Annotated in this window: 23 protein-coding genes; 15 read left to right on the top strand and 8 right to left on the bottom strand. The window is 74.7% G+C overall.

From position 1 onward, the window contains the following. Positions 1-22: 22 nt before the first annotated feature. Positions 23-2,650, top strand: coding sequence for an ATP-dependent chaperone ClpB (gene clpB / locus TEK04_RS01535; RefSeq protein ID WP_336402534.1), 2,628 nt, complete (start codon positions 23-25; stop codon positions 2,648-2,650). Between the two features lie 109 nt (positions 2,651-2,759). After that, the gene (locus tag TEK04_RS01530) at positions 2,760-3,410 is read left to right on the top strand and encodes a hypothetical protein (protein WP_336402533.1); all 651 of its coding nucleotides are present in this window, start codon (positions 2,760-2,762) and stop codon (positions 3,408-3,410) included. Positions 3,411-3,440: 30 nt separating this feature from the next. On the opposite strand, the gene TEK04_RS01525 is transcribed toward TEK04_RS01530, so the two are convergent. Next, on the bottom strand, positions 3,441-3,920 hold the full coding sequence (locus TEK04_RS01525; RefSeq protein ID WP_336402532.1) for a hypothetical protein: 480 nt from the start codon (positions 3,918-3,920) through the stop codon (positions 3,441-3,443). Between the two features lie 110 nt (positions 3,921-4,030). Between TEK04_RS01525 and TEK04_RS01520 the strand changes: the two genes are divergently transcribed. Further along, positions 4,031-4,693, top strand: a complete 663-nt coding sequence (locus TEK04_RS01520) for a fasciclin domain-containing protein (protein ID WP_336402531.1) — start codon at positions 4,031-4,033, stop codon at positions 4,691-4,693. Between the two features lie 30 nt (positions 4,694-4,723). After that, complete coding sequence (gene pyrE, locus TEK04_RS01515; protein ID WP_336402530.1) at positions 4,724-5,287, top strand: orotate phosphoribosyltransferase; 564 nt, start codon at positions 4,724-4,726, stop codon at positions 5,285-5,287. Position 5,288: 1 nt separating this feature from the next. Here pyrE and TEK04_RS01510 read toward each other — a convergent pair whose 3' ends face one another. Then, complete coding sequence (locus TEK04_RS01510; protein WP_336402529.1) at positions 5,289-5,894, bottom strand: DedA family protein; 606 nt, start codon at positions 5,892-5,894, stop codon at positions 5,289-5,291. Between the two features lie 80 nt (positions 5,895-5,974). Between TEK04_RS01510 and TEK04_RS01505 the strand changes: the two genes are divergently transcribed. The 7 genes from TEK04_RS01505 to ppsA all read left to right on the top strand — a co-directional run bounded on the left by TEK04_RS01505 (position 5,975) and on the right by ppsA (position 14,877). Next, entirely contained in the window at positions 5,975-7,396 is a 1,422-nt protein-coding gene (locus tag TEK04_RS01505) for an FAD-binding oxidoreductase (protein ID WP_336402528.1), read from the top strand. Between the two features lie 19 nt (positions 7,397-7,415). After that, positions 7,416-8,780 carry an FAD-dependent oxidoreductase gene (locus TEK04_RS01500; protein WP_336402527.1) on the top strand — a complete coding sequence of 455 codons (1,365 nt, stop codon included), beginning with the start codon at positions 7,416-7,418 and terminating at the stop codon, positions 8,778-8,780. A 63-nt stretch (positions 8,781-8,843) separates the two neighbouring features. Continuing rightward, positions 8,844-9,872, top strand: coding sequence for a class II fructose-bisphosphate aldolase (fbaA, locus tag TEK04_RS01495; protein WP_336402526.1), 1,029 nt, complete (start codon positions 8,844-8,846; stop codon positions 9,870-9,872). Next, a complete protein-coding gene (locus tag TEK04_RS01490) occupies positions 9,869-10,276 on the top strand; it encodes a DUF3151 domain-containing protein (RefSeq protein WP_336402525.1) in 408 nt (135 codons plus the stop codon). The genes fbaA and TEK04_RS01490 overlap by 4 nt, the downstream gene beginning before the upstream one ends. Before the next feature lie 169 nt (positions 10,277-10,445). Further along, positions 10,446-11,459 (top strand): type IV toxin-antitoxin system AbiEi family antitoxin domain-containing protein, encoded by a 1,014-nt coding sequence (locus TEK04_RS01485; protein ID WP_336402524.1) that lies wholly within the window; start codon positions 10,446-10,448, stop codon positions 11,457-11,459. A 179-nt stretch (positions 11,460-11,638) separates the two neighbouring features. Then, on the top strand, positions 11,639-12,511 hold the full coding sequence (locus tag TEK04_RS01480) for a pyruvate, water dikinase regulatory protein (protein WP_336402523.1): 873 nt from the start codon (positions 11,639-11,641) through the stop codon (positions 12,509-12,511). Further along, entirely contained in the window at positions 12,508-14,877 is a 2,370-nt protein-coding gene (ppsA, locus tag TEK04_RS01475) for a phosphoenolpyruvate synthase (protein ID WP_336402522.1), read from the top strand. Before TEK04_RS01480 ends, ppsA begins: the two co-directional genes overlap by 4 nt. Here ppsA and TEK04_RS01470 read toward each other — a convergent pair. Further along, on the bottom strand, positions 14,874-15,722 hold the full coding sequence (locus TEK04_RS01470; RefSeq protein WP_336402521.1) for an ATP-binding cassette domain-containing protein: 849 nt from the start codon (positions 15,720-15,722) through the stop codon (positions 14,874-14,876). The two genes, ppsA and TEK04_RS01470, sit on opposite strands and share 4 nt — an antisense overlap. Then, positions 15,719-16,738, bottom strand: a complete 1,020-nt coding sequence (locus TEK04_RS01465) for an ABC transporter permease (RefSeq protein ID WP_336402520.1) — start codon at positions 16,736-16,738, stop codon at positions 15,719-15,721. Before TEK04_RS01465 ends, TEK04_RS01470 begins: the two co-directional genes overlap by 4 nt. A gap of 103 nt (positions 16,739-16,841) precedes the next feature. Here TEK04_RS01465 and TEK04_RS01460 point away from each other — a divergent pair, with 103 nt between their 5' ends. Further along, positions 16,842-18,107: an MFS transporter gene (locus TEK04_RS01460; protein ID WP_336402519.1), complete on the top strand. Its 1,266-nt coding sequence runs from the start codon at positions 16,842-16,844 to the stop codon at positions 18,105-18,107. Here the strand turns inward: TEK04_RS01460 and TEK04_RS01455 are convergent. Together TEK04_RS01455 and TEK04_RS01450 are read right to left on the bottom strand one after the other, a co-directional pair. Next, the gene (locus TEK04_RS01455) at positions 18,104-20,203 is read right to left on the bottom strand and encodes an EAL domain-containing protein (RefSeq protein WP_336402518.1); all 2,100 of its coding nucleotides are present in this window, start codon (positions 20,201-20,203) and stop codon (positions 18,104-18,106) included. The genes TEK04_RS01460 and TEK04_RS01455 overlap by 4 nt on opposite strands. A gap of 91 nt (positions 20,204-20,294) precedes the next feature. Next, positions 20,295-20,912, bottom strand: coding sequence for a hypothetical protein (locus TEK04_RS01450; protein ID WP_336402517.1), 618 nt, complete (start codon positions 20,910-20,912; stop codon positions 20,295-20,297). A gap of 65 nt (positions 20,913-20,977) precedes the next feature. On the opposite strand from TEK04_RS01450, the gene TEK04_RS01445 reads away from it, so the two are divergent. Together TEK04_RS01445 and TEK04_RS01440 are read left to right on the top strand one after the other, a co-directional pair. Then, positions 20,978-22,267 carry an adenylosuccinate synthase gene (locus tag TEK04_RS01445; protein ID WP_336402516.1) on the top strand — a complete coding sequence of 430 codons (1,290 nt, stop codon included), beginning with the start codon at positions 20,978-20,980 and terminating at the stop codon, positions 22,265-22,267. 198 nt (positions 22,268-22,465) lie between these two features. Beyond that, complete coding sequence (locus TEK04_RS01440) at positions 22,466-22,744, top strand: endonuclease domain-containing protein (protein ID WP_336402515.1); 279 nt, start codon at positions 22,466-22,468, stop codon at positions 22,742-22,744. A 102-nt stretch (positions 22,745-22,846) separates the two neighbouring features. Here TEK04_RS01440 and TEK04_RS01435 read toward each other — a convergent pair whose 3' ends face one another. Continuing rightward, positions 22,847-23,860 (bottom strand): glycerophosphodiester phosphodiesterase family protein, encoded by a 1,014-nt coding sequence (locus TEK04_RS01435; RefSeq protein ID WP_336402514.1) that lies wholly within the window; start codon positions 23,858-23,860, stop codon positions 22,847-22,849. Positions 23,861-24,009: 149 nt separating this feature from the next. Between TEK04_RS01435 and purD the strand changes: the two genes are divergently transcribed. Further along, positions 24,010-25,275: a phosphoribosylamine--glycine ligase gene (gene purD / locus TEK04_RS01430; protein WP_336402513.1), complete on the top strand. Its 1,266-nt coding sequence runs from the start codon at positions 24,010-24,012 to the stop codon at positions 25,273-25,275. An 18-nt stretch (positions 25,276-25,293) separates the two neighbouring features. On the opposite strand, the gene TEK04_RS01425 is transcribed toward purD, so the two are convergent. Then, positions 25,294-26,814: an AI-2E family transporter gene (locus TEK04_RS01425; RefSeq protein WP_336402512.1), complete on the bottom strand. Its 1,521-nt coding sequence runs from the start codon at positions 26,812-26,814 to the stop codon at positions 25,294-25,296. Between the last annotated feature and the right edge of the window lie 53 nt (positions 26,815-26,867).

Genomic DNA, 26,867 nt, shown 5'->3' with positions numbered 1-26,867 from the left:
AGCAGAGAGGCACCACTCGACCATGGACAAGCTGACCACCCGTTCGCAGGAGGCCATCGCCGCCGCCCAGCGGCTGGCGGTCGACCGCGGGCAGGCGGCCCTCGAGCCGCTGCACCTCCTCCTCGCGCTCCTCGACCAGACCGACGGCATCACCGGTCCGCTGCTGCAGGCCGCCGGCGCGCAGCCCGCCCAGGTGCGGGCGGCCGCCGAGGCCGCCCTGCGCCGCATGCCCAGCGTGTCCGGCTCGACGGTGGCCGCGCCCGCGCCCTCCCGCGACTTCCTGCGCGTGGTCAACGCCGCGGGCGAGCAGGCGACCGCGCTCGGCGACGAGTTCGTCTCGACCGAGCACCTGCTGGTCGGCCTGGCCGCCGTCGGGGGCGAGGCCGGCGCCGTGCTGACCGGTGCCGGGGCCACCGACGACGCCCTGCTGGCCGCGTTCCGCACGGTGCGCGGCAACCGCAAGGTCACGTCGGAGGACCCGGAGGGCACCTACCAGGCCCTGGAGAAGTACGCCGTCGACCTCACCGAGCGCGCCCGCGACGGCAAGATGGACCCCGTCATCGGTCGCGACACCGAGATCCGCCGGGTCGTGCAGGTGCTCTCCCGCCGCACCAAGAACAACCCGGTGCTCATCGGGGAGCCCGGCGTCGGCAAGACCGCCATCGTCGAGGGCCTGGCACAGCGCATGGTCGCCGGCGACGTCCCCGAGAGCCTCAAGGGCAAGCGGCTGATGTCGCTCGACCTGTCGGCCATGGTGGCCGGGGCCAAGTTCCGCGGTGAGTTCGAGGAGCGGCTCAAGGCCGTCCTGCAGGAGATCACCGACAGCGACGGCGAGATCGTGACGTTCATCGACGAGCTGCACACCATCGTCGGCGCCGGCGCGAGCGGCGACTCCGCCATGGACGCCGGCAACATGATCAAGCCCATGCTGGCCCGCGGCGAGCTGCGCATGGTCGGCGCCACCACCCTCGACGAGTTCCGCGAGCACATCGAGTCCGACCCGGCGCTGGAGCGCCGCTTCCAGCAGGTCTTCGTGGGCGAGCCCACCGTCGAGGACACCATCGGCATCCTGCGCGGGCTCAAGGAGCGGTACGAGGTGCACCACGGCGTGCGCATCACCGACGCCGCGATCGTCTCGGCCGCCACGCTGTCCGACCGGTACGTCACCGCCCGCTTCCTCCCCGACAAGGCCATCGACCTGGTCGACGAGGCAGCCAGCCGGCTGCGCATGGAGATCGACAGCCGGCCGGTCGAGGTCGACGAGGTCGAGCGCGTCGTCCGCCGGCTCGAGATCGAGGAGATGGCACTGGCCAAGGAGGACGACGAGGGGTCGCAGGCCCGGCTCGTCGCCCTCCGCGAGGACCTGGCCGACCGCCGCGAGCGGCTCGACGAGCTGACCGCGCGCTGGCAGCAGGACAAGGGCGCCATCGACCGCATCCGGGAGACCAAGGAGCAGCTCGAGGCCGTGCGCCAGGAGGCCGAGCGCGCCGAGCGCGACGGCGACCTCGCCCGTGTCGCCGAGCTGCGCTACGGCCGGCTCCCGGCGCTGGAGAAGGCGCTGGCCGACGCGTCGGGTGCCACGGCCGAGGCCTCGATGCTCAAGGAGGAGGTCGGCCCCGACGACATCGCCGAGGTCGTGCAGTCCTGGACCGGCATCCCCGCCGGCCGGCTGCTCGAGGGCGAGACCGCCAAGCTGCTGCGGATGGAGGACGTGCTCGCCGACCGGGTCGTCGGCCAGCCCGAGGCCGTCCGTGCGGTGTCCGACGCGGTGCGCCGGGCCCGGTCCGGCGTCGCCGACCCCGACCGGCCCACCGGCTCGTTCCTGTTCCTGGGGCCCACCGGCGTCGGCAAGACCGAGCTGGCCAAGGCGCTGGCCGAGTTCCTGTTCGACGACGAGCGGGCCATGGTCCGCATCGACATGAGCGAGTACTCCGAGAAGCACTCGGTCTCCCGGCTGGTCGGGGCGCCCCCCGGCTACGTCGGCTACGAGGCCGGGGGCCAGCTCACCGAGGCCGTGCGGCGTCGTCCGTACACGATCGTGCTGCTCGACGAGGTCGAGAAGGCCCACCCCGACGTCTTCGACGTGCTCCTGCAGGTGCTCGACGACGGCCGGCTCACCGACGGCCAGGGCCGCACGGTCGACTTCCGCAACACGATCCTGGTGCTGACGTCGAACCTGGGCTCCCAGGTCATCGCCGACCAGTCGATCGCCGCCGACGCCAAGCGCCGCGCGGTCGACGAGGTGGTGCGGGCGCACTTCAAGCCCGAGTTCCTCAACCGCCTGGACGACGTCGTGGTCTTCCGGCCCCTGGGCACCGACGAGCTGGCCGGCATCGTCGACATCCAGGTCGGGGTGCTGGCCCGGCGGCTGGCCGCCCGGCGGCTGGAGCTCGAGGTCTCCGACGCCGCGCGCGAGTGGCTGGCGATCAACGGGTTCGACCCGGTCTACGGGGCCCGGCCGCTGCGCCGGCTCGTGCAGTCGGCCATCGGCGACCAGCTGGCCCGGGCGCTGCTGTCCGGCGAGGTGCGGGACGGCGACGCCGTGGCGGTGGACGTGGCCGGCGACCTCGACGCGGGGCTCACCGTGCGCCGGGCCGGGCAGGCGGCTCCCGACCACGGCTCGGGGCCGGTGGCCGAGCTCACCGCCTGAGTCCGCGGCACCGGGCGGGCCGACCCGCCCGGTGTCAGCTCGCCACGGGGCCGGATGACCGTCATGATCTTCCCGCCCGGCGTGCGCCGGACCGGATCGAGGAGGACGCATGACCTCAGGACAGGGACAGCCCGGCGGCGAGTGGGGCCAGCAGCCCCCGCAGGGCTATGGGCAGCAGGGCTACGGCCAGCAGCTTCCGCAGGGTCAGGGCCAGCCGGGCTATGGCCAGCAGGGTCAGGGCCAGCATGGCTATGGCCAGGGGGGCTACCCGTCGGCGCCGCAGGCCGGCTTCGGCGGGCCGGTCGGGTCGGCGCCGCCGCGGCCGAGCACCGTGGTCAACGGGATCTACGCCTTCGTCGCCTCGACCGTGCTGGGCCTGCTGGGGTCCATCGTGACCTTCGTCAACCTCGACACGATCCTCGACAACGCCTACCGGGACGCCGGCCTCGACCCCGACTCGGTGGGCGCCTCGGCCATCAGCAACGGCGCCGCGACCGCCGGGGCCGTCTTCGGGCTCATCATCGTCGCGGCGTACCTGGCGGTCATGTGGTTCGCCTGGCAGGGCAAGAACTGGGCCCGCATCGTGCTGTTCGTCCTCGGTGGCCTGGGTCTGCTCTCCGGCCTGGTCGGCATCGGCGGCAACGGCATCGCCATCCTCACCATCATCAACATCGTGCAGCTGGTGCTCATCGCCGCGGGCATCTTCTTCCTCGCCCAGAAGGCCTCCAGCCAGTGGTACGCGGCCATGAAGGGGCGCTGACCCGCCGTCCGCCGTCCGGCCTGCGGACCGTCACCCGGTGGCCGGGCCCCCGCGCCGCCGGGACGCCGGGGCCGGCAGCCAGTCGCGGGTGCTGCGGGCCAGCAGGCTGGTGACCGCCGCGATGCACAGCACCAGCACCAGGAGCGAGAACACCGTCGTGCCGCCGGTGGTCACGGTCGACAGCGCCGTCCGCAGCCCCAGGAAGAGGACGGCACCCACCCCCAGCCACCGCCCCCAGGGCCGCCCGCGCAGCAGCGCGACCCCGCCGACCGCGGCGGCCGACCCCAGCGCCAGGTACAGCGCCTGACCCAGCAGGAGGGCGCGGGTTGTCGCCGCGCGGTCGAGGTCGGGTTGGGCGGCGACGAACCGGTCGACCACGGCCTGGTGGCCCACCAGCGTCAGACCGGCGCTCAGCACCAGCAGCACGCCGAGCGCGAGCAGCGCGGCCACCGCGACCCGGACCGAGGGCGGGGTGGGCCGCGGGTCCGACGGGGTCTGCGGTGCGCTCACCCCGTCAGCGTGGCACGGCCGCCGCGCGACGCCCCCGGCCCGACCCGCCACCGCGGGACGGGCCGCATGCCCGACACTGGTGGCCCGTCCCCAGCGCTAGGAGCTCGACCATGACCGGCACCCGCCTCGTCCGCGGCGCCCTGATCGCGGCCACCGTGGCCCTCGTGACCGGCGGGTCGCTCACCGGCTGCTCGTCCGACGACGACGTCGCCGACGCGCCGGCCACCACTGCCCCGGCGACCACCTCCGCCGAGGCCACGGCGGCCTCGAGCGAGCCCGTGGGTGCCGGGTGCGCACAGCTGACCGCCGACCCGACCGTCCTCGCCGCGCTCGAGGCGGCCGCCACCCAGCCGGTGGGCACCGCTGCGGCCACCCTGCCGCCGCTGTCGACGCTGGCGTCGGTGGTCGCGCAGGCGAACCTGACCGCGGCCCTGGACGCCCAGTCGGCCGTCACCGTGCTCGCCCCGGCCAACAGCGCCTTCGACGCCGTCCCGGCCGACCAGCTCAACGCCCTGCTGGCCGACCTGCCGCGGCTGACCTCGCTGCTGCAGCACCATGCGTTGCCCGGCCGCCTCGCCCCCGAGGACCTGCTCGGCGAGCACACCACCCTGCTCGGCGACACCCTGACCGTGGGCGGCACCGCCGACGCGCCGACCATCTCGGCGGACCAGACGCTGCTCGGCGCCGGTGACGCCACCGTGGTGTGCGGGAACCTGCCGACGGCCAACGCCACCGTCTACGTCATCGACCAGGTGCTCGCCCCCGAGGCCTGAGCTGCGCCCGCCCTCGCCTACGGTCGGCCCATGACGGCTGCGCCTGACCCCCAGCACCACCCCGACCGGACCCGCCTGCTCCAGCTCATCACCGACCTCGCCGTGGTGCACGGCACGGTCACGCTGTCCTCGGGCCGCGAGGCCGACTGGTACATCGACCTGCGCCGGCTGACCCTGCACCACGAGGGTGCCCCGCTGGTGGGCCGGGTGATGCGGCAGCTGACCGCCGACCTGGACTACGACGTGGTCGGCGGCCTGACGCTGGGGGCCGACCCGGTCGCCGCCGCCATGCTGCACGCAGCCGGGGACGGCGCGGGCTTCCTGGACGCCTGCGTGGTGCGCAAGCAGGGCAAGGCGCACGGCCTGCAGCGCCGCATCGAGGGCCCGGACGTCGCCGGACGACGGGTGCTCGTGGTCGAGGACGTCTCCACCACCGGCGGCAGCCCGCTCACCGCCGCCGAGGCGCTGGTGGAGGCCGGTGCCGAGGCGGTGGGCGTGGCCGTCGTCGTCGACCGGGGCGCCCGCGCCGCCGTCGAGGCCGCAGGGTACGAGTACCGCGCCGCCTTCTCCCTCGACGACCTCGGGCTGGCGTAGCTCACGCGGGGGAGCGGCGGCTGCGCACGACCTCGATCGCCACGGGGACGAGGGAGAGCGCGACGATGCCGAGGATGAACAGCTCGACGTGGTCGCGCACGACGGCGACCTGGCCCAGCCAGTAGCCCAGCAGCGTCACCCCACCGGCCCAGAGCACGCCGCCGATCACCGACCACACCGCGTAGCGGCGGGGGTCCATGAGCGAGGCGCCGGCCATGACCGTGGCGAACGTCCGCACGATCGGCACGAAGCGGGCCAGCAGGATCGTGCGGTTGCCGTTGCGGTCGAAGAAGGCCTGCGACTTCTGCACGTACTCGGCCTTGAACAGCCGGCTGTCGGGCCGGTTGAACACCGCCGGCCCGACCCGCCGGCCGATCCAGTACCCGACCAGGTTGCCGGTGATGGCAGCCAACGGCAGGGCCACCAGCAGCACCCACAGCGGCACCGTGAACACCTGGCTGGCCACCAGCAGCCCGGCGGTGAACAGCAGCGAGTCGCCGGGGAGGAAGAACCCGACGAGCAGCCCGCACTCGGCGAACAGGACGACCACGAGACCGACCAGGCCGAAGGTGTTGACCAGGTGCTCGGGGTCCAGGAAGGAGCTCACGCCGCGGGACCGTACGTGCGCCGGCTGTGGGTTGCCTGGACGACCTGGGGCGTGTCGGTGGGACGCCGTACCGTGGCGACGTGACCGCCACCACAACGACACCGTCGTCCGCAGGTGCCGCCGTCGCCGCGTGGGTCGACGAGCTCGTCGCCGCGCTCGGCCGCGACAGCGTGCTCACCGACCCCGACGTCACCGCCGCCTACGCCCGCGACCAGGCCATGCTGGCCCCGGCCGGGCTGCCGGCCGCGGTCGTGCTGCCCCGCACCACCGCCGACGTCTCGGCCGCCCTGCGGATCGCGCACGCGCACGGGGTGCCCGTCGTCCCGCGCGGGGCCGGGTCGGGCCTGGCCGGCGCCGCGAACGCCGTCGACGGCGCGATCACGCTGGTGATGACCCGCATGGACGCCGTCCTGGAGGTCTCCACCGCCGACCGGCTGGCCGTCGTCCAGCCCGGCGTGGTCAACAAGGAGCTGCGCGACGAGGTCGCGAAGCACGGGCTGTTCTACCCGCCCGACCCGTCGTCCTACGACTGGTGCACGATCGGCGGCAACCTGGCCAACAACTCCGGCGGCCTGTGCTGCGTGAAGTACGGCGTCACCACCGACTACGTGCTCGGGTTGGAGGTCGTGCTGGCCGACGGGCGGGTGCTGCGCACCGGCCGGCGCACCGTCAAGGGCGTGGCCGGCTACGACCTGCCCAAGCTCTTCGTCGGCTCCGAGGGCACCCTCGGGGTGATCACCGAGGCCACGCTCTCGCTGCGCCCGGCCCCGCGCACGCCGGTCACCCTGGTCGCCACGTTCTCCAGCACCGCCCAGACCGGCCAGGTGGTCGAGGCCGCGGTCAGCTGCGGCGTCGTCCCCAGCCTCCTGGAGGTGATGGACCGCACGTGCATCCGGGCCGTCGACGACCTGCTCAAGGCCGACCTCGACCGCGACGCGCACGCGCTGCTGGTCGCCCAGTCCGACGCCGGCGGCGAGGCCGCGGTGGCCGAGATGGAGGTGCTCGCGCAGCTGTGCCGCGACGCCGGCTGCGACCTCGTGCACGTCACCGACGACGCGGCCGAGGGCGACCTGCTGCTGGCCGCCCGCCGCATGGCCTTGCCCGCGCTCGAGCAGCTGGGCACCACGCTCATCGACGACGTCGCCGTCCCCCGGTCGCGCATCGCGGCCTTCCTCGACGGGTGCGACGCCATCGCCGGCGAGCGCGGCCTGGTCATCGGGGTCGTGGGCCACGCCGGCGACGGCAACATGCACCCGACCGTCTGCTTCGACCCCACCGACGCCGAGCAGGCCGAGCGCGCCCACCGGGCCTTCGACGACATCCTCGAGCTGGGGTTGTCGATGGGCGGCACCATCACCGGTGAGCACGGCGTGGGCAACCTCAAGTCCGAGTGGCTCGAGCGCGAGATCGGGCCGGTGTCGCTCGACGTGCACCGGTCGATCAAGCGCGCGCTCGACCCGGCCGGGCTGCTGAACCCCGGGAAGATGTTCAGCGCGGGCTGAGCGGGGCACCTGTCCCGGCATGTCGAGGCGACGGCTGCTGGTCATCGGGGGCGACGCGGGGGGCATGTCGGCGGCGGCGCAGGCGCGCCGGATCCGCGGCGAGGACGAGCTGGAGGTCGTCGTCCTGGAGCAGGGCGAGGACACCTCGTTCTCCGCCTGCGGCATCCCGTACTGGGTCGGGGACCTCGTGCACGACCGCGACGACCTGGTCGCCCGCACGCCGGAGGAGCACCGCAGCCGGGGGCTGACGGTGCACACCGGCACCCGCGTGGAGGCCGTCGACCTCGATGCGTGCCGGGTGACCGCCGCCGACGGGCGCACCTTCGACTACGACACCCTGCTGCTGGCCACCGGTGGTCGGCCCAGCCGTCCGCCGATCGAGGGCCTGGGTGCACCGGGCGTCTTCGGGGTCCACCGGCTGGACGACGGGGCCCGCATCCGGGCCGCGGTCGACGGGCTGCCGCGCGACCGGCCGGGTCGGGCGGTCGTCCTCGGCGGGGGCTACATCGGCCTGGAGATGGCCGAGGTGCTGCAGCGCCGCGGGCTGACCGTCGACGTCGTCCTCGCCGACCCGCTGCCGATGGGCCTGCTCGACGCCGACATGGCTGAGCGGGTCTGCGACGCGATGCGCGCCATGAGCATGGGGGTGCACACCGACCAGGCCGTGCGGGAAGTGCTCCTCGACGGCGACGGGCGGGCGTGCGGGGTGCGCACCGACCAGGGCAGCTACGACGCCGACCTCGTCGTCCTCGGGCTGGGCATGGGCCCCGAGGCCCGGCTGGCCGAGGCGGCCGGGCTCGGCATCGGGGTGACCGGCGGCATCGACGTCGACGCCACCATGCGCAGCCGCACGCACCACAACGTCTTCGCCGCCGGCGACTGCGTGCAGACCTACCACCACCTGACCGGGGAGCCGGCACACGTCGCGCTGGGCACCCACGCGAACAAGCAGGGCCGGGTCGCCGGGTCGGTGATCGCCGGTCGCCCGGCCCGGTTCGCCGGTGTCCTGGGGACGGCGCTGACGAAGGTGGGCGACCTGGAGATCGGCCGCACCGGGCTGTGCACCACCCAGGCCGAGGCGGCCGGCTTCGACTTCCGCACCGACGTCGTGGAGGGCACCACGCGCGCGGGCTACTACCCGGGCGCGGAGGACGTCGCGGTCAAGCTCATCACCGAGGCCGGGTCGGGCCGGCTGCTGGGCGGCCAGGTCGTCGGCGGGCAGGGGGCGGGCAAGCGCGTCGACGTGCTGGCGACCGCGATCTGGGCGCGGATGACCGCCGAGGAGCTGTCGGAGTCCGACCTGTCCTACGCCCCGCCGTTCTCCCCGACCTACGACGTCGTCGCGGTGGCCGCGCGGGTGGTCAGCCGGGCCGAGCGGGGCTGACCCCGCCGGGAGCGCGATACTGGCGTCCGAGCAGTTCGTCCTCTCTTCGATCGGAGCGTCACCGTGCCCATCGCGACCCCCGAGGTCTACGCCGACATGATCAGCCGGGCGAAGGAGAACGGCTTCGCCTACCCGGCCATCAACTGCACCTCGTCGGAGACGGTCAACGCCGCGCTGCGCGGGTTCGCCGACGCCGGGTCCGACGGCATCATCCAGTTCTCCACCGGCGGCGCGGAGTTCATCTCCGGCACCCGGGTCAAGGACATGGTCGTCGGCGCCACCGCGCTGGCCGAGTACACCCACGTGGCCGCGCAGCACTACCCGGTCAACGTCGCGCTGCACACCGACCACTGCCCCAAGGACAAGCTGGACAGCTACGTCCGCCCGCTGATCGCGCTCTCGCAGGAGCGGGTGGACAAGGGCGGCAACCCGCTGTTCCAGTCGCACATGTGGGACGGGTCGGCCATCGACCTGGACGAGAACCTGTCGATCGCCGCGGAGCTGATCGAGAAGACCGCCGCGGCCAAGATCGTGCTGGAGCTGGAGATCGGCGTCGTCGGCGGCGAGGAGGACGGCGTCTCCCACGACATCAACGACAAGCTCTACACCGCCCCCGGCGACTTCGTGCAGACCGCGAAGACCCTGGGCCTGGGCGAGAAGGGCATCTACCTGCTGGCCGCGACCTTCGGCAACGTGCACGGCGTCTACAAGCCCGGCAACGTCAAGCTGCGCCCCGAGGTGCTCAAGGAGGGCCAGGAGGTCGTCGTCTCCGAGCTGGGCCTGGACGCCGGGTCCAAGCCGTTCAACTTCGTGTTCCACGGCGGCTCGGGCTCCTCGCAGGAGGAGATCCGCGAGGCGCTGTCCTACGGCACGGTGAAGATGAACGTCGACACCGACACCCAGTACGCCTTCACCCGGCCCATCGCCGGCCACATGTTCAGCAACTACGACGGCGTCCTGAAGGTCGACGGCGAGGTCGGCAACAAGAAGACCTACGACCCGCGCACCTACATGAAGCTGGCCGAGACGAACATGGCCGCCCGCGTCACCCAGGCCTGCGAGGACCTGCTGTCGGCGGGGACCGCGAAGTGACGCACGCCCACCGCGACCTGCTGGGCCCGCCGCCGGAGACCCTGCTGCCGGCCAACCCCGAGGCCGACGCCGCCCTGGCCGGGGGCACGCCGCCGGCCGAGGTGGCCGCGGCGCACCCGACCGTCAGCGCCGCGTGGGCCGCGCTGGCCGAGGACGCCCTGGCCGGCGGGCGGGTCATCGAGGCCTACGCCTACGGCCGCACGGGCTACCACCGAGGCCTGGACGCGCTGCGCCGCAACGGCTGGAAGGGCTACGGCCCGGTGCCGTGGCGCCACGAGCCCAACCGGGGCTTCCTGCGCTGCGTGACCGAGCTGGCCAAGGCGAGCGAGGCCATCGGCGAGACCGCCGAGACCCAGCGCCTGACGGAGCTGCTGAGGGACTGCGACCCCACCCTCGCCCCGTAGCCGCCGCCGCGCCGGCCGCCGGCCGCCGGCCGCCGGGCTGCCGGCCGCCAGACTGTGGCCGTCGAGGGATTCTCCGGCCCTGCAGGGGCACAGGATCCCTGGACGGCGGGGGTCCGGCGGCGGTTGTCCACAGGTGCGACGACGGGGTTGGGCGCGGGTGCGCGGGCGGGTGAGCATCCTCAGTGTGCACCCCCTCGTCCGCGCCGCCGCCGCACGCCAGCACGGTGTCGTCACCCGCCGCGACCTGGTGCGCGCCGGCGTCGGTGACCAGGAGATCCGTACCCGGGTGGCCCGCGGGGAGTGGGTGCGCCTGCGTCGAGGTGTCTACGTCGCGGCCGACGTGCTGGCCGCGGCGAGCACCCGGCGCCGCCGGCACGTCATCGCCTGCAGCGCGGCACTGCTCACCCTCGGCCGCCCCGGTGTGGCGCTCGGCGGGCTGAGCGCGGCCGCCGTCTGGGGGTTGCCGATCCCCGCGGCCGACCACGCCGTGACCGTGCTCGACCCCGAGCAGAGCCTGCGCAGCACCGGTCTGCGGGTGCTGACGGCACCGTTGCCGCCGGGCTCGGTGACCACCCACCTGGACTTGCCGGTCACCACCATGGCCAGGACGGTGGCCGACTGCGCCCGGCTGGAGAGCCTCGAGCTCGCGCTCTGCGTCGCTGATGCCGCGCGGTGGGACGACCGCCTCACCCGGGCCGAGCTCGACGCCGTGGTCGAGGGCATGCGGGGCTGGCGCGGAGCGGCCGCCGCGCGGTGCGTGGCCGACCTGTGCCGGGCCGGTGTCGAGTCGCCCCTGGAGACCCGGGTGCGCCTGCGGTTGGTCGAGGCGGGCATCGCCGAGCCGGAGCTGCTGGTCACCATCCGGGCCGACGGCCGGGTGATCGAGGCCGACGGCTGGTGGGACGCGGCCGGGGTGGTCATGGAGTGCGACGGGCGGGTGAAGTACCGCGACCCGTGGGGCGGGTCGACCACCGAGCAGAAGCACTGGGACGAGAAGCGCCGGGCCGAGGTCGCCACGGCCGCCGGCGTGCGGTTCTGGCGGGTGGCCGACGAGGACCTGCGCAGCGACGCCGCATGGGCCGCTGCCCTGGGCCGGCTCCGGGCGATGCTGGCGCACCCGCTGCCCGGCCCCCGCCGCTTCACGGTCACCCACGAGCCCCGCCGCACCCGCCGTACCGCCTGAGCGCGGCCCCCGCGCGCAGACCCTCGCCGTCCAGGGATCCTGTGCCGCTGCAGCCGCACAGGATCCCTGGAGCGCGTGACTCTGCGAGTCGGAGGGGCGGGGCGGCGGGGCGCGGGGCCGGGCAGGGGGTGGGCGGGGTCACGCCGCGGGCGTGCGGGGCGCATGGCACGATCCGCGAGGTGAGCAGCGCGGCTCCACCTCCCGGCGACGAGCACCCCGTCGTGCCCGTCTTCTTCCTGTCCGACAGCACGGGGATCAGCGCCGAGCTGATGGGCCGGGCGCTGCTGCTGCAGTTCCCCGACCGGACCTTCGAGACCGAGCTCATCCCGTTCATCGCCAGCGTGGAGACCGCGCGCGAGGTGGTGGCCAAGCTCGACGAGGCCGCGCAGGGACCGGTGATGCCGCTGGCGTTCACCACGGCCGCCTCCACCGAGGTGCGCGAGGTGCTGCTGACCAGCAAGGTCCCGATCATCGACTTCTTCGGCATGCACATGGACCGGGTCGAGGAGCTGCTCGGCGCCCCCGGCGTCCGCCAGGCGCGGCGGCTGCACGGGGTCGGTGACGTCCGGCGGTACAACGACCGCATGGCCGCCGTGGAGTTCGCCATCGAGCACGACGACGGGCAGACCTTCCGGGCCATCGAGCGGGCCGACGTGATCCTGCTGGCGCCCTCCCGCTGCGGGAAGACCCCCACGGCGATGTACCTGGCGCTGCAGCACGGGCTGTTCGTGGCGAACTACCCGCTGGTGGACGAGGACCTGGAGACCACCGACCTGCCCCGGCCGGTGCGCGACCACGCCGACAAGTGCTTCGGCCTCACCACCACCGTGACCCGGCTCAGCCGGGTGCGGCAGGAGCGGCGGGCGAACTCCCGCTACGCCTCGGAGGAGCAGTGCCGCTACGAGCTGCGCCAGGCCACCGCGATGTACGACCGGCACCGCCTCCCGACCGTGGACACCTCGGCGGCGTCGGTCGAGGAGATCGCCGCGGTCGTCCTGCAGACACTGACCCGGCTGCGCCGCTCGGCCAGCCCGAGGAGAGGAACCCGATGAGCACCGAGAACGTCCGCTGGTTCGCCGATCTGGGCATGGGTGACCTGGAGGAGGTGGGGGGCAAGAACTCCTCGTTGGGGGAGATGATCTCCCACCTGGCCGAGGCCGGGGTCAAGGTGCCCGACGGGTTCGCGACGACGTCGTCGGCGTACCGGTCGTTCCTGGGGGACACCGGGTTGGCGGAGCGGATCAGCGCCGAGTTGGCCTCCCTCGACGTCGACGACGTGCGGGCGCTGTCGGCGGCGGGTCGGGAGATCCGCGGCTGGGTCGTCGCGCAGCCCTTCCCGCAGGCGCTGGAGGCCGACATCCGCAGCGCCTACGAGAAGCTCGTGGGTTCCGACGACGAGCTGAGCTTCGCCGTGCGCTCCAGCGCCACCGCCGAGGACCTGCCCGACGCGAGCTTCGCCGGTCAGCAGGAGACGTTCCTCAACGTGCGCGGCATCGACGCGGTGCTGACCGCGATCCGCGAGGTGTACGCCAGCCTGTACAACGACCGGGCGATCGCCTACCGGGTGCACCACGGCTTCGCCCACGACGCGGTGGCGCTGAGCGCCGGTGTGCAGCGGATGGTCCGCTCGGACATCGGCTCCAGCGGCGTCATGTTCACCATGGACACCGAGTCCGGCTTCCCCGACGCCGTCTTCATCACCAGCGCGTTCGGCCTGGGCGAGGGCGTGGTGCAGGGCGCGGTGAACCCCGATGAGTTCTACGTCTACAAGCCCGCGCTGGCGGCCGGGAAGGCCGCGATCCTCAAGCGCGGGGTCGGTGCGAAGGCGACCAAGATGGTCTACACCGACGACGCCACCGTCGGCCGGACGACGGAGTTCGTCGACGTCGAGGACGCCGACCGCCGGCTGCTGTCCCTCACCGACGACGACGTGCTCACCCTGGCCCGGTACGCGGTGACCATCGAGGAGCACTACGGCCGCCCGATGGACATCGAGTGGGGCAAGGACGGCCGCGACGGCGGGCTGTACGTGCTGCAGGCCCGCCCGGAGACCGTGGTGTCCCGGGCCGGCTCGACGCTGGAGCGCTACCGGCTGACCGGCAGCGGGACGGTGGTCGTGGAGGGCCGGGCGATCGGGCAGAAGATCGGCGCCGGCGCGGTCAAGGTGCTCTCCGACATCGACCAGATGGCCGACTTCTCCCGCGGTGACGTGCTGGTCGCCGACATGACCGACCCCGACTGGGAGCCGATCATGAAGCGCGCCTCGGCCATCGTCACCAACCGCGGCGGCCGCACCTGCCACGCCGCGATCATCGCCCGCGAGCTGGGCATCCCCGCCGTCGTGGGCACCGGCGACGCGACCCGCACCCTCCGCGACGGGCAGGAGGTCACCGTCTCCTGCGCCGAGGGGGACGTCGGCAACGTGTACGAGGGCCTGGTCGACTTCGACGTCAGCGAGACCAAGCTCGACGAGATGCCCGACATCCCCACCAAGATCATGATGAACGTGGGGACGCCGGAGCAGGCCTTCGCCTTCTCCCGGCTGCCGCACAAGGGCGTCGGGCTGGCGCGGCTGGAGTTCATCATCAACCGCCAGATCGGCATCCACCCCCGCGCGCTGCTGGACTTCGACACCCTCGAGGGCCGGCTGAAGGAGCAGGTCGCCGAGCAGATCGCGGCCTACCCCAGCCCGCGGGACTACTTCGTGCAGCGGGTCGCCGAGGGGATCTCGATGATCGCCGCGGCGTTCGCGCCCGAGCCGGTCATCGTGCGGATGAGCGACTTCAAGTCCAACGAGTACGCCAACCTGCTCGGCGGGGAGGCCTACGAGCCCGACGAGGAGAACCCGATGATCGGCTACCGGGGCGCCTCCCGGTACCTGTCGGCGGACTTCGCGGAGTGCTTCGCCATGGAGTGCGAGGCGCTGCGGTACGTGCGCGAGGAGATGGGCCTCACCAACGTCAAGATCATGATCCCGTTCGTGCGGACCGTCGCCGAGATCGAGGGCGTGGTGGACCTGCTGGCCTCCCACGGGCTGGAGCGGGGCAAGGACGACCTGTCGGTGGTCATGATGTGCGAGCTGCCCTCCAACGCCCTGCTGGCCGACCAGTTCCTCGACCACGTCGACGGCTTCTCCATCGGCTCCAACGACATGACCCAGCTGGTGCTCGGCCTGGACCGCGACTCGGCCCTGGTCGCGGCCACCTTCGACGAGCGCAACCCCGCCGTCCTCAAGGTCCTCGAGATGGCCATCCGGGCGTGCACCGAGCGCGGCAAGTACGTCGGCATCTGCGGCCAGGGCCCCTCCGACCACCCCGAGCTCGCCCAGTGGCTGGTCGAGCAGGGCATCGAGTCGATGTCGCTCAACCCCGACACCGTCGTCGACACCTGGCTGGCGATCGCCACGAACGGGAGCTAGGACGGCGGGGGGCGGCGCAGCTCGGCGGTGAGGGTGGCGAGGGCCTCGCCACCGCTCATCAGCCGGGTGAGCCCGTCGACGTCGACGTCGTCGCGGGTCAGGTCGGCGGCCACCCGGCCGCCGGCCAGCAGCAGGAACCGGTCGCCGACCAGGTGCGCGTAGCCGGGGAGCGAGGTCACGTAGAGCACCCCGAGCCCGGCGTCGCGGGCGGCGACCACCGTGCGCAGCACGAGGGCGTGCTGGGCGACGGTGAGCGGGGCGGCCGGTTCGTCGACCACCAGCACCCGGGCGCCGAAGTGCAGCGCGCGGGCCACCGCGAGGCTGTGCCGCTGGCCCGGGGGGAGGGCGGCGGCGGGCTGGTTGACGTTGATCCCGGGCAGGCCCACCCGGGCCAGCGCCCGCGCCGCACCCTCGCGGGCGACGTCGAGGTCGATGCGCCGCACCGGCCACACCCCGCGGGTCGGCTCGTCGCCGAGCCAGAAGTTGCGCCACACCGTCATGAGCGGGATGACGGCCAGGTCCTGCCAGATGGTGGCGATGCCGCGCGACCGCGCCTGCCGGGGGCGCCGGAACCGCACCGGCCGCCCCTCCACCAGCAGCTCGCCCTCGTCGTGCCGGCGCACACCGGACACCACCTGCACCAGCGTCGACTTGCCCGCGCCGTTCTCCCCGAGCACGCAGGTGACCGTCCCCGGCCGCAGCCGCAGCGAGACCCGGTCGAGCGCCGGCACGCTGCCGTGGCGCACGGTCACCCCGCGCAGCTCCAGCACGGGCTCAGCGGCCACCGGGGGCAGGACCGGCCCGCCCGCGGGCTCGGGGAACGGCAGTGCCGGCTGCTCGCTCACGACCGCGGCACCGCGATCAGCCGGCGGCGGGCGATGCCGTTGGCGAGCAGGGCCACCACCAGCAGCACGCCCAGCACCACCTGGAACGTGGCCGGCGACCAGCCGGCGAGGCCGATGCCGGTGCGCACCACGCCGTAGAGCAGCGCGCCGGCCGCGGCGCCCACCGCCGAGCCGTACCCGCCGCCGAGCAGGCAGCCGCCGATGAGGGCCACCACCAGGTACTCGATCTCGTCGCCGAAGCCCGGGGCCACCGGTACCCCGCCCTGGCGCACCAGGGCCAGCGTGCCCAGCAGCCAGGCCGCCGTGGCGGTGACCAGGTACAGCGCCACCGTCGTCCAGGCGGTGGGCACACCCAGCTCGCGGGCGGCCCGGCGCGAGCCGCCCAGGGCGTAGACGGCGTTGCCGAAGCGGGTGCGGCGCAGCAGCCACCCGGCCAGCACGACCGCGGCCACCCACCACACGACGGCGACCCGGAACCGGCCGTCGCCGAGCACCAGGACCGACCCGAAGACCGCCTCGGCCGACGACCAGCCGGTGGCCGCCTCGAGCCCGTCGACCAGGGAGCGGCCGGCCACCGTCTGCGCCACGACCAGCGTGCCGCCCTGCAGCACGAGGAACGTGCCCAGGGTGACCAGGAAGCTGGGCAGCCCCGTGAGCACCACCAGCGCGCCGTTGACCGCACCCACCAGCAGTGCGCCGACGAGGGAGGCGGCCAGGGCCGGCCACACCCCCCAGCCGGCCTCGGTCACCAGCAGGGCCGCGGTGACGCTGCTGGCGACCGAGAGCACCCCGATGGACACGTCGAACTGGCCGGCCACCAGCAGCAGCGTGACGGCCACGGCCCCGATGCCCACCAGTGCGGCGGCGTCGAGCAGCGACGCCCACCCGGCGGCACCCAGCAACCGGGGGGCCTGTGCGCCGAACACCACCAGGGCCACGAGCACCCCGGCCAGGGCGGGGGTGCTGGGCCGGGTCAGCAGGCGGCGCCCGCGGGAGGGCGGGCGGCGTGCGGGCACCCCGAAGACCGGTGGGGCGGCGGAGCTCGGCAGGGAGGCCTCCTCGGGTGCGCGGACCTCCAGTGTCCCCCACGCGGGCCGGCCGGCGGCCTACGGTTCCCCCGTGCACCCCACCCGGCAGCGTCGCCGGCTGCTGCTCGCGCTGTTCGCCACGGCGGTCAGCACGCAGGCGCCGTCCCCGCTCCTGCTGCGCTACACCGACACCCTCGACCTCGGCGCGCTGACCCTCACCCTCTTCTTCGCCGCCTACGCCGTGGGCCTGGTGCCCTCCCTGCTGCTGGCCGGCCCGTTGTCGGACCGCGACGGGCGACGACGGGTCGTCGTCGGCGGCGTGCTGGCCGCCCTCGCCTGCACCCTGGTGCTGGTCGCCGCCGACGTCGGCGGCGTCGGGTTCCTGGTGGTCGGGCGCATCGCCCAGGGCCTGGCCAGCGGGGCCGTCTTCACCGTCGGCACCGTCTGGCTGCGCGAGCTCTCGGGCGGGGACGACGCCGCCGCCCCGGGGCGGGTGCGCCGCGCCGCGGCGGTGGCCAGCGCCGCCATGGCCGCCGGGTTCGCGGCCGGGCCGCTGGTGGCCGGGGTGCTGGTGCAGTGGGGACCGGACCCCCAGTTGGTGTCCCTGCTGCCGGCGGCGGCGCTGCTGCTCGCCGGCCTGGTCGGGCTGCGCGGCGTGCCCGAGACCGTCACCGGACGACGCCCGGGCCGGTTGGCGCTGGGGGTGCCGCGGGTCGCCCGCCGGGCCTTCTGGGCCTACCTGCTGCCGGTGGGGCTCACCGTCTACACCTACGCGGTGCTGTCCCTGACGGTGTTCCCGCTGCTGGTGGCGGGGGCCGGGTTCGGTGCGGTGTTCGCCCTCGTCGGCGTCTCGGCGCTGCTCGTGCAGGGGAGCGCGGCGCTGGTCACCCCGCTGGCCACGCGGCTCGGGCCGGTGCGGGCCGGTCCGCTGGCGGCGGCGCTGGCCGCGGCGGGCTGCGGGCTGGGCTACCTCGCGGTGCAGCCGGGCGGGTGGCCGTGGGTGCTGCCGGCCTGCCTGCTCATCGGGCTGGGGGAGGGGTTGGGCATGACCTCCGGCGTGGCCGTCTGCGACCGGGTCGCCCCGCCGGACCGCCGCGGGGCCCTGCTCAGCGCCTTCTACCTGCCGGTGTACGCCGGGTTCGTCGTCCCGACCGTGCTCGCGCTGGTCAGCGGGGACGCCCTGCGCGGCGGGGTGCCCATCCTGGTGCTGGGCGGCGTCGGCCTCCTGCTCGGCGTGGTGCTGGTCGGCCCGGGGCGGGCCGCGCTGCGGGCCGCCGGGGCGGCCACGGCCGCACCACCGGTCCCGCTGCTGGTCACCGAGGCGGCCGAGGGCGCCGTCCGGCCCCCGCCCCGCTAGTCCGCTGCCGCAGCTGCCGCCGCGGCCGCGGTCCGGGCCCGGCGGGCCTTCGCCCGGTACATCGCGACGTCGGCGGCGCGCAGCAGCTCGGCGGGCGTCTCCCCGTCGGCCGGGTGGACGGCGACCCCCACCGAGGCGCCGACCAGCACCGGACCACCGGGCAGCTCGACCGGCGCGGCCAGGACGCGCTCGACGTCGGCGGCCACCCGGTGCGCGGCGGCCAGGGCGCCGGCCAGCGCGGACGCGGGCCCGTCGTCCGGGCCCGTCTCCAGGTCGGTGAGCACCAGCACGAACTCGTCGCCGCCCAGCCGGGCGAGCAGGTCCCCGGCACGCACCACCGTGTGCAGCCGGTCGGCGACGACGCGCAGCGCGGTGTCGCCCACGGTGTGCCCGAAGCGGTCGTTCACCCGCTTGAAGCCGTCGAGGTCGACGAAGAGCACCACCGGTCCGGGGCCGGGGGCCCGCACCTGCCGGTCGAGCTCGGTCAGCAGGGCGTCCCGGTTCAGCGCCCCGGTGAGCACGTCGGTGCCGACGCGCTCCCGCAGCGCCAGCTCGGCGGTGACCCGCTCGGTGACGTCGTGCTGGAAGCCCACGTAGTGGGTGACCACGCCCTCGGCGTTGCGGAGCGGCGAGAGGTGCAGCTCGTTCCACCAGGTGGTGCCGTCCCGGCGGACGTTCAGCAGCGTGGTGTGGTGCGGCTGGCCGCGGCGCAGCGCCTCGGCGAGGTCGGACAGCGCGGCGCGGTCGGTGCCCGGGCCCTGCAGGAAGCGGCAGTTGCGGCCCACGGCCTCGGCCGCCGGGTAGCCGGTCGTGCTGGTGAACGAGCCGTTGACGTAGACGATCGGCATGTCGGGGGCGAGGGCGTCCACGACGACGACCGAGCTGCCGGTCAGGTCGACCGCGCGGGCGAGCAGCTCCGGCTCGGCCGGGGGGACGACGGCCCCGACGGCACCCTCGCGGGGGTCCAGCGCCACGGCGGCGTCGGGCCACGACGGGTCAGGGACGGCGCCGGGCAGCGCGCGCCCGGCATCCGCGGACGGGGCCGTGGTGCGGCGCTCGGGGCGGCCCCACAGCCAGCCCTGACCGAGGTCGGCGCCCAGCTCCCGGGCCACCTGCGCCTGGGTCTCGGTCTCCACGCCCTCGGCGAGCACCAGCCCGCCGTAGGAGTGGGTGATGTCCACGACGGCGGTGACCACGGCGACGGCCGCCGGGGCGGGCAGGGCCTGCACGATGGCCCGCTCCAGCTTGACGATGTCGGGCTGCAGGCGCACCAGGAGCGCCAGCGACGACCACCCGGAACCCAGGTCGTCCAGCGCCACCCGGCACCCGCGTCCGCGGTAGTGGGCGAAGACGCGGTCGAGGTGGTCGACGTCCTCGATCACGTGGCCCTCGGTGACCTCGAAGACCAGCTGGTCCATGCGCAGCCCGGCCTCGGTGGCCGCGCGCTCGGTGGTCTGCAGGCACACCTCGGGGCGGTAGATCGAGGTGGGCACGAAGTTGATGAACAGCAGGTCGTCGGCCAGCCAGGGGCCGGCGTCCCGGATCGCGGTGGTGCGCCCGACCCGGTCCAGCACGTGCGTCCACCCGGCCTCGTCGGCGGCGGGGAACAGCTGGTCGGGCATGACCCGGTCGCCGTCGACGGTGGTCGCCCGCAGCAGTGCCTCGTGGCCCACGGTGCCGCCGTCGTCCAGCCGCACGATGCGCTGGTACTCGGCGTGGAAGCGGGCGGTCTCGTCGGCGAACAGGGGCACCAGGTCGGCGTGCCGGAGCCGGGCGGCCGCGGCGGCCAGGCTCGGGGCGCCCAGCGCCTGCGCCAGCAGGTCCGGGCCGGTCCCGGTGGCGCCGGTGAGCAGGCAGCGCACCTCGGCGGCCTCGACGGAGGAGAGCGCGCCGGCGGCCTCGGTGACCAGGACCTCCAGGTCGGGGCCCTCGGCCTCGAGCAGTCCCGGGGCCGGCGACGTCATCGGGGTCCCGCGCCGGCGGGCCACCGACCGGATCGTGGCGAGGCTGTGGGCCACCCGCGACGACAGCAGCACCCGCCGCGCGGCGCACGCCGTCGGCGGGGTGGAGCAGAGACAGCTGGCGCAGCGGGGCACGGGACGACCTTCCGGCGGGACGAGGGCTTCACCGGTCCTTCGGTCGGCGGGGCCCGCGGCTGGAGCCGCCCTCACCCGCCCGGGGGACCGGTCAGGGCTGCAGGCGCCAACGCACCCGGTCGTCGGCGTACCAGGTCCAGCGCTGCACGTCGCGGTCGACCGGCACCCCGTCGCGCAGCACCCGGACCGGGTCGCTGGCCACCTGCAGCGCGCGGCCGGTCGTCCGCCGGGCCGGGCGCAGCGGCACGGTGACGACGGTGACCGAGACCTGGTCGACGACGTCCCACCGGGGGCGCACCTCGATGCGGGTGACCGGGCCGTCGCAGACCTTCGTGCTGTCGTGGTGGGCCTGGGCGCCGAACCGGCGGCGCAGCCCCCCGCCGCCGGCCGCCTCGATGCGGCCGTGGTGCAGGAGCACCCCGCCGTGGTCGTCGCGCACCAGCGGCAGCTCGCGGACCGAACCGGTGCCCAGACCGAGGTCGCGGGCCAGCCCGCGGCAGGCGGCATCGCCGTCGACCGGCTCCCAGCCGACGGTCACCACGGGCAGCCGGTCGCTCTTCCACAACCGGGCCAGGACGGCGGCCAGCGCCTGCACCGGGCCCTGCACCACGACGGTCGCGTCCACGGCGTCGACGACGGACGCGACGTGCCGGCGCGAGGGGCCCTGACCGGGGGCCAGCCCCCGCAGGTCGAACCGGACGACGTCCACAGCGCTACCCTGCCACCTGCCAGCCGGGAGTCACCGGGGCCCGCTCGAGCAAGGAGATCCACCCGATGCCGGCAGTCGTGCTGATCGGCGCCCAGTGGGGCGACGAGGGCAAGGGGAAGGCCACCGACATCCTGGGCGGGCGGGTGCCCTACGTCGTCCGCTACCAGGGCGGCAACAACGCCGGGCACACGGTGATCACGCCGGACGGCGAGAAGTACGCCCTCCACCTGATCCCGTCGGGAATCCTCACCCCGGGCTGCACGCCAGTGATCGGCAACGGCGTCGTGGTCGACCCGCAGGTGCTCATCGGCGAGCTCGCCGGTCTCGAGGAGCGCGGCGTCGACACCTCGCGCCTGGTCATCTCCGGCGACGCGCACCTGATCATGCCGCACCACCGGGCCCTGGACCGGGTCACCGAGCGGTTCCTCGGCAAGAGCAAGATCGGGACGACGGGGCGCGGCATCGGGCCGGCGTACGGGGACAAGGTGGCCCGCGTCGGCATCCGCGCGCAGGACCTCCTCGACCTCGGCATCCTGCGGCAGAAGCTCGAGGCGGTGCTGCGGGAGAAGAACCAGATCCTGGTCAAGGTCTACAACCGCAAGGCCATCGACGTCGACGAGGTCGTCGAGGAGTACGCGGGGTACGCCGAGGTGCTCAAGCACCGCATCGCCGACACCCGGCTGCTGCTGGGCAACGCCCTCGACCGCGACGAGTGGGTGCTGCTCGAGGGCTCCCAGGGCACGCTGCTGGACGTCGACCACGGCACGTACCCGTTCGTGACCTCGAGCAACCCGACCGCCGGTGGTGCCTCGGCCGGCTCGGGCATCGGGCCCACCCGCATCGAGCGGGTGGTCGGCATCCTCAAGGCCTACACCACCCGCGTGGGCTCGGGCCCGTTCCCGACGGAGCTGTTCGACAGCAACGGCGAGTACCTGCGCAAGCAGGGCGGCGAGGTCGGCGTGACCACCGGCCGCGACCGGCGCTGCGGCTGGTTCGACGCCGTCATCGCCCGCTACGCCTCCCGGGTCAACGGCATCACCGACTACTTCCTCACCAAGCTCGACGTGCTCTCGGGCCTGGAGACGGTGCCGATCTGCGTCGCCTACGAGGTCGACGGCGTGCGGCACGACGAGATGCCCATGACCCAGACCGACTTCCACCACGCCACCCCGGTGTACGAGGAGATGCCGGGCTGGTTCGAGGACATCACGCACTGCCGCACCTTCGACGAGCTGCCCGCCGCCGCCCAGGCCTACGTCAAGCGGCTGGAGGAGCTCTCGGGCGCCCGGATCAGTGTCATCGGCGTCGGCCCCGGCCGCGACGAGAACGTCCTCATCCACGACCTGCTGGACTGAGCCGGGGCCGCTGCGCGTCGAGAACGGGGTTCGAGGGCTCTCGGGTCGGACCATCACCCCGCGGACCCCGTTCTCGATGGTCTCTGCCCTGTGGACAACCCGTAGCTGAGCTCGTCCGGGCGGGGGAGCCGTGACGCCCGTACGGCCGTCACCTGGGCCGACCGCCGGGCGGAGTCGCCGCAGGAGTCCCGGCTCAGGGTGGTGCTGTGGCGGGCCGGGCTGCGACCGGAGAGCCAGCACGTCGTCGTCGACGGGCGGGGTGGCTTCGTGGCCCGGGTCGACCTCGCCTTCCCGAGGCAGCGCGTGGCGGTCGAGTACGACGGGGCGTGGCACGGCGAGCCCGGCCAGTTCGCCCGGGATCGTCGGCGCCTCAACGCACTCCAGGCCGCCGGGTGGCGAGTGCTGCACGTGACGGCGGCCGACCTGCACCGCCCGGAGGCCCTGGTCGCCCGCGTCCGGGCCCTTCTCCACGTCTGAGTCCACGATCCCGCACGCCGAGAACGGGGTTGGCGGCCTTCACAGCCCCGGGATGACCCCGCGAACCCCGATGTCGGCGTGCGGGGCATCGATGCCCGGGTGCTATTCCCGGGGGCGGACGGGGGCCAGGGCGGGGGCGGCCAGGGCGGCGCGCTCGCGGACGGCGATCTCCGGGTTGTCGGTGATGACGCCGTCGACCCCCAGGGCCAGCAGCAGGCGGGTCTCGGTCCCGGCGTCGCCCAGACCGGCCGGGTCGGTGCCCCGGCGCAGGTGGGCGGGCAGGAACGCGTTCTCGGCCCGCACGGTGAACGGGGCGACCGTGAGCCCGGCGCGGTGGGCCTGCGCCACCAGGTCGGAGACGCCCACCATCGTGCCCGTCGCGTCGCGCAGCAGGATGCGGTGCTTGGAGGGCCCGATGCCCCCGGCGTAGGTGCTGATCTCCCGCAGTCCGGCCGGGGTGACCATCGGGTCGACGGCGTCCTCGTCGCCGATGAGCTGCACGAGGGTGGCCGCGGCCCCGAGCCGGTCGCGCAGCTCGCGGACGCCGGCCGCGTCGAAGCTCTGCAGCACGACGTCGGGTGCGGTGCCCACCTCGGCGGCCACCAGCTCGGTCATCGGCAGCCCGACGGAGGCCGACCAGCTGGGGTCCTTGAGCTCGGCCTGCACCCCGATGCCGCGGGCGCGGGCGATCTCGACGACCTCGGCGAGGGTGAGCACCTCGCCGGTGTGCAGCGTGTTCCCCGGGCGCAGGTGCGGCCAGCGCTCGACCGCCCGCAGCGTGCGGACCTCGGCGAGGGTGAAGTCCTGGACGAACCACCCGGTGCACACGTCGCCGGCCACCTCCTGCGTGCGCCGGCGACCGGCGAACTCGGGCCGGGTGGCGACGTCGGTGGACAGGGAGAGCTCGACCTCGTGCCGCACGACGAGGGCGCCGTCGCGCGTGACCACGACGTCGGGCTCGATGCGGTCGGCACCCAGGTCGGCGGCCAGCTCGTAGCCGGCGCGGGTGTGCTCGGGGCGGTGCGCGGCGGCGCCGCGGTGCCCGATGACGACGGGGTGGCGGCGGGGGACCCGCCGGCCGGAGCCGGGGACGGTCTGCAGACCGGTCTCGTGCATGGGACCGAGCACACCCCCGCCGGGTGTCGCGACGGCGAACACCGGCTGACAATCTCCTGCCATGGTCAGGTACATCGGCCTGAGCAGTGCCTTCGCAACCCTCCTGTGGCGAGCCTCACGCCCCCGGCCGCCCCGGTAGCGTCTGCGCCATGCGCGTGCTGGTCATCGGATCCGGAGCCCGGGAGCACGCCCTGTGCGTCGCCCTCCACGCCGACCCCGCGGTGCAGGCGCTGGCCTGCGCCCCCGGCAACGCGGGCACGGTCGCCCTCGCCGAGGCCCACCCGGTCGACGCCGCGGACCCGGCCGCGGTCGCCGCGCTCGCCACCGGGTGGGGGGCCGACCTGGTCGTCGTCGGGCCCGAGGTGCCGCTGGTGGCCGGGGTGGCCGACGCGGTGCGCGACGCCGGGGTCGCCTGCTTCGGGCCCAGTGCCCAGGCCGCGCAGATCGAGGGCTCCAAGGCCTTCGCCAAGCACGTGATGACCGCCGCCGGCGTCCCGACTGCCCGGTCCTGGCCGGTGGGCACCGAGGCCGAGCTGCACACCGCGCTCGACGAGGTCGCCGTCCCCGGCGTGCCCTTCGTGGTGAAGGACGACGGCCTGGCCGCCGGCAAGGGCGTCGTGGTCACACCCGACCGCGACGCGGCCCTCGCGCACGGGCTGGCCGTGCTCGGCGACGGGCACGCGGTGCTGGTCGAGGAGCACCTCGACGGCCCCGAGGTCTCGCTGTTCGCGGTCACCGACGGGACGACGGTGCGCCCGCTCGTGCCGGCCCAGGACCACAAGCGCCGCGACGACGGCGACGGCGGGCCCAACACCGGCGGCATGGGCGCCTACGCCCCGCTGCCCTGGGCGCCGGCCGGGCTGGTGGACGAGGTGCTGGCCACCGTGCTGCAGCCGACCGTCGACGAGCTGGCCCGCCGCGGCGAGCCGTTCAGCGGGCTGCTCTACGCCGGGCTGGCGCTGACCTCGCGCGGTGTGCGGGTGGTGGAGTTCAACGCCCGCTTCGGCGACCCGGAGACCCAGGTGGTCCTGCCGCTGCTGCGCACCCCGTTGGCGGGGCTGCTGCACGCCGCGGCGACCGGCACCCTGGCCGACCACCCTCCCCTGGAGTGGCGCGACGGCGCCGCGGTGACGGTCGTGGTGGCCGCGCCCGGCTACCCCGAGGCCCCGCGCACCGGGTCGCCGGTCACGGGCGCCGACGGCGAGGGCGTGCTGCACGCCGGCACCCGGCTGGCCGCGGACGGCCGGGTGCTGAGCGCCGGCGGCCGGGTGCTGGCGGTGACCGCGGTGGGTGCCGACCTGGCCGACGCCCGCCGGGTGGTCTACGACCGGGTCGCCGGCATCGGGCTGGCCGACGCGCACTGGCGCACCGACATCGGCCTGGCCGCCCTGGAAGGCACCATCACCGTTCCCTGATGCTGCACCGAGGTCCTTCTACTGCGCCCGGACGGCGGCGCGGGCGCGGCGGGTGTCCGGCGTGGGCGGCCGCGGACCCTGGTGGCGGCGCGACAGGTAGGTGCCGGCCACGTTGGCGCAGGCGATGACCGGGACGGCGATGAGCGCCCCGAAGATGCCGGCGACCAGCAGCCCGGCGGCGATCGCCAGCACCACCGCGAGCGGGTGCACCGAGACGGCCCGGCCCAGCAGCAGCGGCTGCAGCACGTGGCCCTCGAGCTGCATGATCAGCACGATGATGCCCAGCGCGATGAGCGCCTTGACCGGGCCGACCGCCACCAGCGTGACGAGCACGGCGACCGAGCCGGCCAGGAACGACCCGATGATCGGGATGAACGCGCCGAGGAACACCAGGGCGGCCAGCGGCACCACCAGCGGGGTGCCCAGGACGGTCAGCCCGATGCCGATGAACACGGCGTCGAAGGCCGCGACGACCGCGGTGGCCCGCACGTAGGAGATCAGCGTGCGCCACGACCGGCGCGCGGCCTCGTCGACGTAGGCCTGCGAGTTCGGCGGGGTGAGGCCGACCAACCACAGCCAGATCTCGCGGCCGTCCATGAGGAAGAAGAACAGGGTGAACAGCGCCAGCACGATGCCGGTGAGCACCTCGCCGAGGGTGGCGGCGGTGGTCAGCGCGCCGGCGGTGAGGGTCTCGCGGTTGTCCGTCAGCGCCTGCTGGACGCTGGTGCTGGCGTTCTGCAGCAGGTCGTTGAGGTCGCCCTGGGTGACGGGGAAGGTGCGGACGACGAAGTCCTGGATCTGGGTCAGCCCCTCGCCGACCTGGCTGGCGAGTTCGTCGTAGCCGGCGGCGAACTGCTCGACGACCAGCGTGATGATGCCGGCGACCACCCCGAGCCCGACCAGCAGCATGACCAGCGCGGCCAGCGAGCGGGGCCAGCGGTGCCGGATCAGGAAGGCGGCGCCCGGCTGCAGCAGCGCGGCCAGCAGCAGCGCGACGATGACCGGGACGACCACCACCGCGACGTAGGCCAGCCCGAGCAGCACCAGGTACAGCGCGGCACCGACCGCGACCGCCCGCCACGACCAGGCCGCAGCGATGCGCAGCCCGTTGGGCACGTCGTCGGTGGCCGAGCGGGGGTGCTCGCTGGCCAGCAGGCTGCCGGTGCTGCGGTCGCGCTTCTCGGGCAGCGGCGGCGGGCCGCCGTGCTGCGGCGGGCCGCTCACGCCCTCGGCGACGTCGCTGTCGGGGGCCGCCGGGTCGGGGGACCCGGCGGGGTGCGAGTCGGCCGGGCGGTCACCGTCGGGCCCGGGCCCGTCGGTGCTGCGTCCCTCGGTGCGGGGTCCGTCGGTGCTGCGTTCGGCGGTGCGGGCCTCGTCGTGCCCGTCCTCCACCCGCTCGACGACGGCGCGCGAGCCGTCCTCCAGCACCAGCACCGTCCCGTCGGGCCAGGCGTGCGGGTCGTGCTCGGCGGCGGCCCGGATGCGGGCCCGGGCCCGGCGGACGAGGGACGTCGCCCGCGAGGTGGTGCGGTCGAGCACGGAGACCTCCTGGTGGCCGGGACGGCGGGTGCGCGCCCAGCATGGACCCGCAC

The organism is Klenkia sesuvii (assembly GCF_037083825.1).
GTDB lineage: Bacteria > Actinomycetota > Actinomycetes > Mycobacteriales > Geodermatophilaceae > Klenkia > Klenkia sesuvii.
Note: the sequence above shows the minus strand (reverse complement) of the source record. Positions and strands in the feature narration are given on the sequence as shown.